The sequence below is a fragment of the Eubacterium sp. F2 genome (genome assembly GCF_046244355.1).
Taxonomy (GTDB): domain Bacteria; phylum Bacillota; class Clostridia; order Peptostreptococcales; family Anaerovoracaceae; genus Aminicella.
Map to the genome: position 1 here is coordinate 1,177,061 of NZ_CP176393.1, position 11,370 is coordinate 1,188,430.

Annotated in this window: 7 protein-coding genes and 1 pseudogene; 7 read left to right on the forward strand and 1 reads right to left on the reverse strand. The window is 48.6% G+C overall.

What is annotated here, in order from left to right:
- Positions 1 to 42 precede the first annotated feature (42 nt).
- The 4 genes from ACI77B_RS04920 to ACI77B_RS04935 all read left to right on the forward strand — a co-directional run bounded on the left by ACI77B_RS04920 (position 43) and on the right by ACI77B_RS04935 (position 4,310).
- Positions 43 to 1,512 carry an ATP-binding protein gene (locus tag ACI77B_RS04920; RefSeq protein ID WP_409337645.1) on the forward strand — a complete coding sequence of 490 codons (1,470 nt, stop codon included), beginning with the start codon at positions 43 to 45 and terminating at the stop codon, positions 1,510 to 1,512.
- Entirely contained in the window at positions 1,505 to 2,191 is a 687-nt protein-coding gene (locus ACI77B_RS04925; RefSeq protein WP_409337646.1) for a response regulator, read from the forward strand. The genes ACI77B_RS04920 and ACI77B_RS04925 overlap by 8 nt, the downstream gene beginning before the upstream one ends.
- Positions 2,192 to 2,275: 84 nt before the next feature.
- Entirely contained in the window at positions 2,276 to 3,253 is a 978-nt protein-coding gene (locus tag ACI77B_RS04930) for a DUF368 domain-containing protein (RefSeq protein WP_409337647.1), read from the forward strand.
- Between the two features lie 193 nt (positions 3,254 to 3,446).
- On the forward strand, positions 3,447 to 4,310 hold the full coding sequence (locus ACI77B_RS04935; protein WP_409337648.1) for an HAD-IIA family hydrolase: 864 nt from the start codon (positions 3,447 to 3,449) through the stop codon (positions 4,308 to 4,310).
- Positions 4,311 to 4,592: 282 nt separating this feature from the next.
- Here the strand turns inward: ACI77B_RS04935 and ACI77B_RS04940 are convergent, their stop codons facing one another.
- Entirely contained in the window at positions 4,593 to 5,171 is a 579-nt protein-coding gene (locus ACI77B_RS04940) for a carbonic anhydrase (RefSeq protein WP_409337649.1), read from the reverse strand.
- Positions 5,172 to 5,903: 732 nt separating this feature from the next.
- On the opposite strand from ACI77B_RS04940, the gene ACI77B_RS04945 reads away from it, so the two are divergent.
- The 3 genes and pseudogenes from ACI77B_RS04945 to ACI77B_RS04955 all read left to right on the forward strand — a co-directional run bounded on the left by ACI77B_RS04945 (position 5,904) and on the right by ACI77B_RS04955 (position 10,973).
- Positions 5,904 to 7,091 carry an aldo/keto reductase gene (locus tag ACI77B_RS04945; RefSeq protein WP_409337650.1) on the forward strand — a complete coding sequence of 396 codons (1,188 nt, stop codon included), beginning with the start codon at positions 5,904 to 5,906 and terminating at the stop codon, positions 7,089 to 7,091.
- A 638-nt stretch (positions 7,092 to 7,729) separates the two neighbouring features.
- Positions 7,730 to 9,121, forward strand: a pseudogene (locus tag ACI77B_RS04950) (APC family permease); the annotation flags it as partial.
- Positions 9,122 to 10,043: 922 nt separating this feature from the next.
- On the forward strand, positions 10,044 to 10,973 hold the full coding sequence (locus tag ACI77B_RS04955; protein ID WP_409337651.1) for a hypothetical protein: 930 nt from the start codon (positions 10,044 to 10,046) through the stop codon (positions 10,971 to 10,973).
- Positions 10,974 to 11,370 lie beyond the last annotated feature (397 nt).

Sequence of the window (11,370 nt, forward strand, 5' to 3'; positions counted from 1 at the left end):
TCAGATACAGACAAAATGCAGACTGGCAAGTGAGGAAATGGGATGACGATAAAAAAACGGCTTGCTCTGTCGAATGTGCTGATGATTCTGGTGCCAGTGGTGATCACGATGATTATCGCGCTGGCCTGCCTGGGGATGATTCTCTCCATGATTACGCACGGACAGGGGCTGAGTTTCGATGATAATGAAGATTTCTATCAGGCGGGAAGCGGCCTGGCGGCATCGGTCATTCAGACGCTGAAGACCAGCCCGGACAACCGCGCCAGCCGGCTGAATAAATTAACCAGTATGATTGATGAGCAGAATATGTCGCTAGTAGTGTTCTGCAACGGAAAGCCGTTTTATCAATACGGAAAGAAATCGTCGAGTGATGCGAAGCTGGTGAGGACGGTGGATAAGCTTGGAAATACGGCAATGGCCACGGATAATAAGCGGGGCGTTTATGCGCTTAAACGCCATATTGGGGACAACTACTACTCCATTTATATATTCAGCAAGGTCAGTCATCTGACTTACAGTACCCTGAAGAAGGCCATTATCACTTCTGCGGTTATTCTGGCTGTAGTCATTGTCCTTGCGATTTTCTTTACAGACCGCTTTCTGATCCGTTTTGTATTCCGCAGGATTGAGGATCCGCTGGACACGCTGGCTGACGGAGTTCACGCCATCGGGCAGGGAAATCTGGATTATCGGATTCACTACGACCGGAAGGATGAATTTCTGCCGGTCTGCCAGGACTTTAATAAAATGGCGGACCACCTGCAGATGTCCATTGAAGAGGTGCAGAAGCATGAGGAAAGCCGGAAGGTTCTGCTTGCTGACCTCTCTCACGATATCCGTTCTCCGCTGACATCCATTCTGGCCTATGTGGAAGGGCTGATGGACGGCATTGCCCAGACGGAGGAGATGAGAAATAAATATCTCCGGACCATTCACGACAAGGCGCTGGCCATTCAGGGCATGATCTCACAGATCTTCATGTTCTCAAAGATGGATCTGGATCAATATAAGCCGGTGATGCGGGAACTCGATCTGAATCAGGAAATTCATGATATGCTGGAAAAGGATAAGGATCGATATGAAAAAGAAGGGCTGTCGATTCATACCGACCTTCCGCCGGGGCCGCTTCTGGTTCTCGGTGATTCCGGGCTGATTCAGCGGATCCTCAGCAATATCGCCGGAAACAGCTTGAAATATAAAGAAGGGGACTGTGGAAATCTGAAGATCAGCCTGAAGGAAATCAGGAAGGACAGTGAGACTCACCCTTACTGGGCGCAGCTCACCATGGAAGATGACGGACCGGGCGTGCGGGAAGATGAACTGCAGAAGATCTTCAGCTCGTTTTACCGGAGCGATCAGGCCAGAAAGAACCCAGACAAGGGAAGCGGCCTGGGACTTGCCATTGTAGAGAAAGCAGTGTCCTCGATGAAGGGGCAGCTGCGGGCGGAAAACGTGAATCCTCACGGACTGCGCATCATCATAGAAATCCCGGAAGGAGCAGAAGATGAGTAAGATTTTAATCGTGGAAGACGATCAGGCAATCGCGGAAATTGAGCGTGACTACCTTGCGGTAAACGGTTTTGAAGTGGATATTGCAGAGGACGGAGATAAGGGTTATGAAATGAGCATGAGCGGGGAATATGATCTCATCCTTCTCGACTTGATGCTGCCGGGGATGGACGGCTTCACCCTTTGTCAGAAATGCAGGGAAAGCCTCGACATTCCGATCCTCATGGTTACGGCGCGCCAGGAAGATGTGGATAAGATCAGAGGCCTGGGGCTGGGCGCCGACGATTATATCGAAAAGCCATTTTCTCCGAGTGTCCTGGTGGCGCGGGTCAAGGCCAATCTGAAGCAGTACGAACGGCTGACGGGAAAGGATGGGCACCAGTCCAGAATCGATGTCGGAGACATCAGCATCGATACATCGTCCCACCGGGTTACGGTTAAAGGAAAGGAAATCCGACTGAAGAATAAGGAATACGAGCTGCTCCTGTTTATGGTTTATCACATGGATCAGGTGTTTGATAAAGAGACCCTCTACGAAAACGTCTGGGGCATGGACGCCATGGGCGACAATGCGACCGTTGCCGTGCATATCAACCGTCTGCGCACCAAGATCGAAGACGATCCTGCCCATCCGCGCCATATTCAGACCGTCTGGGGCGCCGGCTACCGCTTCAGTAAATAGCGGCTGATTTAAAGAATGTTTATTCCCATGTAATATGGGGTTGATTCTTCTCTGCTATCCTTTTTATCAAGGAGGATAGCGGAGATGTTTAAGAAATCTGTGAAAAACATGGTCTGCGGCATGTGTATGGCAGCCGCGGATTCCGTGCCGGGCGTATCGGGCGGAAGCATTGCCTACTTAATGGGCTTTTATCAGCGGCTTGTAGATGCGGTAGAGGGCATCACAAGCTGGAACAAAAAGAAAATACACAAGAATGTACCCTTTCTGCTGACGCTGGGATTCGGCTGGGTCATCGGGTTCGGCCTTTGCGTTTCTGTACTTTCGGCGTTTTTTAAAAGGGATATTTACGGAGCAAGTTCTTTATTTCTGGGATTTACGATTGCTGCAGCAGTATTTCTGATGATGGATCCGGAGGTCCGCTGCGGCTGGACGCTGAAGCGGGCAGGCTGTCTGATTCTCGGCGCCGCATCGGTCTGCGCGGCCGCTCAGCTCGGCGTGATCAGTCATTTCAGCTTCCAGCTGCTTCATTTGGATGCACTGACTGGGGTTCTTCTGTTTCTGATCGGGGCTCTGGCGATTTCCGCAATGATCCTGCCGGGCATTTCCGGATCAACGATTCTGCTGATCTTCGGTCTATATGTACCGGTTATCGATGCGGTGAAAAACACTATGCACATGGATTTCCGTTATCTTCCGGCACTTCTGATTTTCATTCTGGGTGTCTGGATCGGAATTACCGGCTTCATCCGTCTGCTGAAACGGCTTCTTGCGGCCCACGGAACCGCAATGAAATTCAACGTCGCCGGCATGGTGATCGGCTCCATTTATGCGATTATCCTCGGACCGCTGACCGTCCCCTCTTACGGCGGCAGTATGCTGAGCTTGTCCAACGGCAGGCCGCTTTTATTCCTTGCCGGTGTACTTTTGGTCGCCTTGCTGGAAATTTTCCGTGCGCGTTCCCTCAGACAAAAAATACAGCGCCAGGAGAAAGCCCTGTTTCAGAAACAGACGGGAAAACTTCCGCTGGAAATGCTGGATTATAAAAAAATCCGGCACGAATAGATGCCTTTTTTCAAAATTCTTATGAAGAAATGTTATGGGCGCGTAAACGGCATTTAAAACTATGCTAATAAACAGAAAAGACTGTGGAATCAGCATCCTGAACATGATATAGTGAACTTGTAGTTTACAATAAAAATAAAGAAAGGGCACGGAGGAGTGTGCTCTGCATATTAGAAGTAAGGATGTGATGATTATGGCAGCAATTAATTTTAATGAGAAAAAAGGCTTCATCTGCGATATGGACGGAGTGATCTACCACGGGAATATCATTCTGCCGGGGGTGAAGGAGTTTATAAAATGGCTTCAGGACGAGAAGAAGTCCTATCTTTTCCTGACCAACAACAGCGGATATACGCCGCGTGAACTGAGACAGAAGCTGAAACGGATGGGACTGGACGTTCCGGAAGAGCATTTCTATACGAGCGCTCTGGCCACCGCATCATTCCTCGCGGATCAGGCGCCGGGCTGCTCTGCCTACGTCATCGGCGAGGCAGGATTGCTGAACGCCCTGTATGATGCGGGGATTGTCATGAATGACGTAGATCCGGATTATGTCGTCATCGGAGAAGGAAAGAACTATTCTCTGGATACACTGACCAAGGCCTGCAATCTCGTCATGAACGGTGCCAAATTGATCGGCGCCAATTCCGATATTTCCGGACCGATTGAAAACGGCATCATGCCGGCCTGCGGCTCCCTGGTTTCTCCTGTAGAGATGACAACCGGCACAAAAGCCTATTTCTGCGGCAAGCCGAATCCGCTGATGATGCGCACGGGGCTGAAGAGGCTCGGATGCCATTCCAATGAAGCCGTCATGATCGGCGACCGCATGGATACAGACGTGATTTCCGGACTGGAGAGCGGCATGTCCACCGTGCTCGTCATGTCCGGCGTTTTCGACCGGGATATGATGGAGTCCTTTGCCTTCCGTCCATCTATGGTGCTGGAGGGCGTCGGCGATATCCCGAAAGCCGCGGCTTCTTACCGCGAGCCGGATTCCGGAAAAACTGCGGAAAAAGGAAAATCAGCTGGATCTGCGAGGCCTTCCGGAAAGTAAGGCCGCTGAATGTGCCAGAAAGACGGCAGCATTTTCCTGCCGCCGGAACGGCAGGGATCTGATGACGATCATGCAGATCAAAAGATGAATCGATATTAATTAACAGGCGCTGTCTACAGGACGGATTGATTCCGTGCCACAGGCAGCGCCTGTTTTGCGTTCAGGATCATCTGTAAGCGGTCAGGCAACAGATAAACCTGTAAGGTGAACAAAACCCAATTCTGCCCCGGCCAGATGACGGAAAACCAGCAGTTACAGGTCAGCTGGCCGGCAGGATTCCCGCTAATCCAGAAAATCAACCTTTCCGGTTTCCGTGTCATAAATCGCGCCGATGACGTCCAGGCCGTTTTCTTCCTCGCTTGCAAGGATCTCAAAACTGTTTTCGATCCGGTGGATGCTGTGGCGGACATTCAGCACGGAAGCGGTGCGTTCATCCGATTCATCGCCGATTGCGCTGCGGATTTCCTCCAGAATTGACTGGATGAATTTACAGTCTTCATCCGGATGCATGGCGGCCTCCACCGCGCCACAGTGGGTGTGGCCCATAACGACAATCAGCCGGGTACCCAGATGTTTCTGCGCGTACTCGATGCTTGCCAGCTGATGTTTATCGATGACATTTCCCGCAACGCGGATGACGAACAGGTCACCGATACCGGCATTGAAAATGCTTTCCGGAATCACACGGGAATCGGAGCAGGTGACGATGATCGCGTACGGCGACTGGCCGTTTTCTGCTGTTTCCTTTCTGATCGCGGGGGAAATATTACCTGTTGAAGCCGAGGCTTCCATATATGCGCGGTTGCCTTCCTCCAGACGGAGAAGAGCCTGATGCGCGTTTAAATTCTGCTGTTTTGCCATGTTCTCATCTCCTTTGTCTTCTTCTTATCGTATTCATATCTTACAACGTTTTCCAGAAGCATTCCAGTGTTTGCGCGAAAAGAATGAATATTGTCAGCAATTCCGGCGAGTGCCGGTGACGGTATTCCGTTGCCGCGGGTCTGCAGCAGATAAATATATGTATACTGTATGCCCCATAACCCTTGTGATTACTGACTGCCTGCTATGAGAAAATATGCCGGCAGGCGGCCGGACAGTTTTTTCCTTGTTGTGTAAATGATGAAATGGAACGTCAGGTCCCGGGATGCCGGAGAAGGCACAGAACATTGGAGACCTACTGGTGCTATCTGGGCGCGGATGCCGATGAAATGGACTTTCTGACTACCTGCCAGATGATCTATAAATACTGTTATCTGAAACCGGGCATGTCGGAGATGAAATCCCATGCACTTTCTCTGGGACTAGCGGACAGTATTCTGAAGCATGACAGGGACATCTGGTATAACTGCGAAGTCTCAAAAATCCTGATTGAAGACGGACGCGCTGTCGGTGTTATCGCAGATGGAAAAGAACTCCGTGCGGATATCAGATCACGTTGCATCAGGCTGCATACGGCTCACAGTAAAAAGCTTGGAGATCTGTCAACAAAAAAACCACTGCCTCTTGACACCAACGACCGGAAACTGAAAATTGACGAGAGACGTGAAATCCGGATATACTGTAGAAAACACAGGTGTAATGGAGGAGCTGATTATGCAGTATCGGAAGGACAAACACGGGGAAGCGGTTTCTGCGCTCGGCTACGGGTGCATGAGATTTACGCGGACGGCGGGAAATATCGACTTGGAAAAGGCGGAAAAGGAGCTGATGGAGGCCTACAGGCTGGGCGTCAATTATTATGACACTGCCTACGTTTACCCGGGGAGCGAAACGGCGATCGGGAAGATTTTCCAGCGCAACGGCATCCGCGAAAAGGTGAAGATTGCGGCCAAGCTTCCCCAGTACATGGTGACGACGCCGGACGGCATGGATAAGTATTTCGATGAGGAACTCAGCCGCCTGCAGACGGATTATGTGGACTATTATCTGCTGCACCACATGACCGGAATCGTGCAGTGGGAGAAGCTCTGCGCCCTTGGCATTGAGGACTGGATCCGGGACAAAAAGCAGTCTGGCAGGATCAGAAATATTGGCTTCTCTTACCATGGAAATACGGCGGACTTTCTGAAGATCCTGGATGTCTATGACTGGGATATGTGTCAGATTCAGTATAACTATGTGGACGAGTATGCGCAGGCCGGTGTGGACGGGCTGAAAGCCGCCGGCAGAAAGGGGATTCCAGTTGTGATCATGGAGCCCCTGCGCGGCGGAAAACTGGTGAATCTCCTGCCGGATAAGGCAAAATCACTGATCGCCGCGCAGCCGTCGGGATACTCGGCAGCGGAGTATGGGCTGCGCTGGCTCTGGAATCAGCCGGAAATCATGTGTGTTCTGTCAGGTATGAATTCTCTTGACATGGTGCGGGAAAACTGCCGGATCGCTTCGGAGGCCCAGGTCGGTGGATTCAGGGATGAAGATTTCCGGGTTGTCGGTGAAATAAAGGAAATCATCGCTGCGACGGAAAAAGTTGGCTGCACGGGCTGCGGCTACTGCATGCCATGCCCGCGCGGCGTGGACATTCCGGCCGCCTTCCGCTGCTACAACCGCATGTATACAGAAAACAAAGGCGCCGGCCGGAAGGAATACGCCCAGACCGTGGGCCTGCGGATGGATCCCGCTTTTGCCAGCCAGTGCGTCCAGTGCGGGAAATGTGAGACGCGCTGCCCGCAGAGCCTGCCGATCCGCAAAAAATTAAAGGAAGCGGACCGCGCCCTGCGGCCGCTTCCTTACCGCATAGGAATTTCAATCGCCCGGAAAAAGATGCTGCGGAAGATGAAGTAACGGGAAAGGGAAACTTTCTGACTGTCGTGAATGCTGCGAAGAATGAAGAAGAAAGGATAGCGGAGCTCTGCCATCCTGGAATGATCATCGTTGATGTTCAAGAAAAAAAGCAGAACAACTTATGTATACTGTGCACACGATGATCTGAATGTCCCATGTCAATGAATCGGCCGGGAATCGGCTTCTTATTTTTCGGACACAAAATTTGCATACAGTATACAGTAATTGCTTGTGGCGGCTTCACAAGAAGCGCGTGTAACGATTATTGTGGCAACACCACAATTTTAATTAGAATTTATTGTGAAATATTTATAAAAAATCCTTGACAATCAATAGCGCGTTGATGTATTATACATACAACCCATTTACATCGTAGGGAAAAATGAAATTCTGCCTCGGAGTGCATGAATGCATTCAACACGACAAAGTTTCATAGCGTGTTTCATTAAATGGGTTTATCGTTCATCCTGACCGACTTGATAATATCTGCAGAGTCAGGAGTGAAAGGGGTAATGAAACCGCTGCACAGAGAGGGATTAACTGCCTGGCAGATAATCCGCATCTGAGAAAGGGAGTTGGGGATTATGAGTAAAAAAGAAGAGCGTACGTCTTTGAAAAAAGACTAGCTCGGATTCTTTGAGGTCGTTGCATTGTCTGTAGCGATTATCGCGCCGACGTTTGCGAGTTCAATGAATCTGGGCATGATGGTCAGTTCCGCAGGTTCGGCCATCGGATTTGTATTTATTATTTCTGTATTAATGCTGCTCTGCGTAGCATTCAGCTTTGTGAAATTCGGTCAGCGCGTAGCATCGGCTGGTTCGGCATATACATATGTAAAAGCCGGATTGGGGGATAACGTTTCAACGGTTACCGGCTGGGGCCTGCTGCTGGCATACTTCACATTCACCAGCGGATGCTCCTCTGCATTCGGATATCTGTTTTCAGCCTTTATCAAGGAAGTATCCGGCGTCTCCGTTCCGTGGATTTACCTCGCGGTACTGGGAATTGTCGCCATCTGGCTGATTACCTATTATGACATTCAGCTTTCCACCAGAATCATGCTGTTTGTCGAGCTTGCGTCAACCATTCTTCTGGTTGTCGTGGCCATTTTCATTCTGACGAGAGTCGCAGCAAAAACCGGAATTTCCGCAATGCCGTTCAAGCTGCACGGTGCCTTCATGCCGGAGGGAAGTGCGGTAACTGCTGCAGGAATCGGCGGAGCCATCGTGCCGGCCGTCCTCTGCTTTGGCGGATTTGAAGGAGCTGCGTCACTCGGAGAGGAATCCAGGAATCCAAAGAAATATATTCCGCTTGCTATTCTCAGTACTGTAATTTTTGCCGGAGCGATCTTCATCATTATGGCATGGGCTGAGATGAATGGATTCGGTCTGACAAAGGCTGGACTGACCAAGTTCGCAAACTCTGGATCTTCTGTTGTTGAACTTTCTGGTATGTACACAAACAACGCTATTACCATTCTGGTAACGCTTGCTATCGTTGTATCTGCGTTCTCAACGGCACTTGGATCCATGACAGCATCGACACGTATGCTGTATGAGCTCGCAAAAGAGCATAAGGCACCGGCTGTGTTCGCCCGCGTGCACCAGAAACACAACACGCCGTATACATCCGACCACACGATCTTCGTGATCGCGCTGATTCCGCCGATTGCAATGTATGCAGCCTCCCATGGAGCACTTTCCGGAACTGATGTATTCGGTACCGTTGGAATTCTGGGACTGATTCTGACTTACGGCCTGACCTGCCTGAGTTCTGTCATCTATTTCACAAGACTCCGCGACGGTAAGCGTGAGTGGACATGGAAGGTAATCTTCCCGATTATCGCCATTGCTGTAATGGCATACTGCTTCTATGGAAACCTTGCCGGAAACTCACTGGCCATCATCACGTTCATCGTCCTGATCGCTGGCTTCATCGTTACCAAGGTTTACCAGCACAGAACTGATTACAGCGCAGCTGCATCTGCAAAGCAGGCAAAGGCCGCAGCCAAGAACGGACAGATCATGTAGGAACTGTGCAGGAGCTGTTGTCCAGGAAAAAGGCCAGCCGCTGTAGAAATTGATTATAAAGGCTGCAGTTTGCTGCAGTCAGGAAAAATATTGGTTAATCAATGGGCCGCGAAAACGCAGTGCCTGAAAAAAAGCAGGGCCGCCATTCATCCTACGCCGCTGAGGCGCTGGAGGGAAGGCGGCCCTGCTTTTTTGTCATATAGTAAGTCGCGGCCACGATGAGTGAGTGTTCAGTTCGCGGGAAGAGGAGTGAGGGTATACTGTGTACTGAGTTCGGACTATGGGAAAAGGTCACCCAGGGAAGTATGCATTGATTATGCAGGAAGAAAATGGAAATTTGACACGAACACAGTTCTCAAAATGAGTTGTTTTGGTATTTTTGATAAGAAGTTGAGGAATTTCCCAAAACACTATGTTCTTTTTGGGAAAAACGGCGTAAAAGTCGAAATGTTACCTAAAACCTAGGATTGCAGTGGATTTTATTGTCTGCATAAAATGCTTTGATGTGAACGTTTTTGCAAAATAAATCGAATAATGTTCGGATAATGAAAAGGAATGAGTATATAGTATTATTGAGTGCATATGGCGTTGTTCCTTTGCTATGAATAATCATGCTATAATATGATAAAATATAAAAATTGAACAAATATACGAGAATATATTTCTGGAATGGAAGAAAAAGTTGGGACGATCTGCATCTGGAAATGTATTATCCCAAAAAATAATGTCGTTGGTAATAATTGCTTAAATCCAGCCGTTTTACCAAGTATACATGTCAGACATAGGGAATAAAATTCCTATTGTGTAATTGTGAGATTCCATATAGAATATTTGACATAGATGTAAAAATATGGAAATCTAAGATATGGAATAGATCATCCATATTAAGAAAGCCAAGTTCAGTGATAAAGGGTATATCGAAATGCGTGATTCAAATACAGAGATGCTATATCATTTCAATATTTCGCAAACGACGGATTTCTCGGAAGATTTGAGCCAGGAAATAATGAGAGAAAAGAGAATACGAAAAGAATGCATCAAGGAAATGCGCCGCCTTGACGAGTATAAATATTTCCGGCTCTCATGCTATAAAAAGAATGGTGAGTTGTATTACTCTATGATTAGAAGGGAAGACAACAGCCTGGGAAAGAAGAAACGCTGGTATATGGGAAAAAGAGATGAAAATAACGCGAAAACAATAGAAAATATCATCTATTATAGGTATTTATATGAATATATTAAACGTTTAGATTGCAGCATTTCCCGAATTGAGAATTTGTTGGAAGTAATAAAATTGCTTAATCCGCAATCCATTTCAGCCAACTGGGGACAATCCTATTTTCCCCTGCCAGAAGAGTGCTATCAGATTTCTGGAAGCCTGAATATTAATAAATGGAGAGAAGAGCATCTGTCCGTGCACAGGATCAATAACCCGAAATACCCTCAGGATCTCAGGCATCAGGCTGATCATAATCTGAAGGTAAGGTCCAAGTCGGAGGTGATCATCTGTAATCAGCTGATCCAGAACGGTCTGGCGTTTGTTTATGAGCCGGATCTGAAGCTTGGAAATTACACGGTCAGCCCGGATTTTCTCGTCCTTTCGGAGAAAAAGAAAAGATTGTTTGTCTGGGAGCACATGGGACTGCTTGATGACTCGAAGTATATGAAAAACGCGCTTTGGAAATTACAGCATTATCAGGACGAGGGAATCATTCTCGGGCAAAATCTGATCGTAACATATGATGACACGGAAAGCGGCATTAATTCGGCGGAAATAGGTGAAACTATCAGGAAATATTTTATACAAGAAAAACATCAGGAAGAAGCTGTGAAGGACATGAATATGCAATAATATCAGGGTTTGATTCCATTAGGCAGAGGGACGATTCCGGCAGGGGCAGAATGTTGAAAAAATGAAAAACCAGGAAGCATGCCGATTATGGGCAGAACTTCCTGGATTATTTCAATTTTGTGTATTAGCGCTTTAACGCGGTGCGTGTTCGTCAGCGTGGGGCTGACCTTGCTGCTTTAGCACTTTAACGCGGTGCGTGTTCGCCAGCGTGGGGCTGACCTTGCTGCTTTATCGCTTTAACGCGGTGCGCGTTCGCCAGCGTGGAGCTGACCTTGCTGCTTTAGCGCTTTAACGCGGCGCGCGTTCGCCAGCGTGGAACTGACCTTGCTGTTTTATTACTTTAACGCAGTGCATCGCACCACTGTTCCTTCTATAATCTGCGAGGTCTGTGGGATCT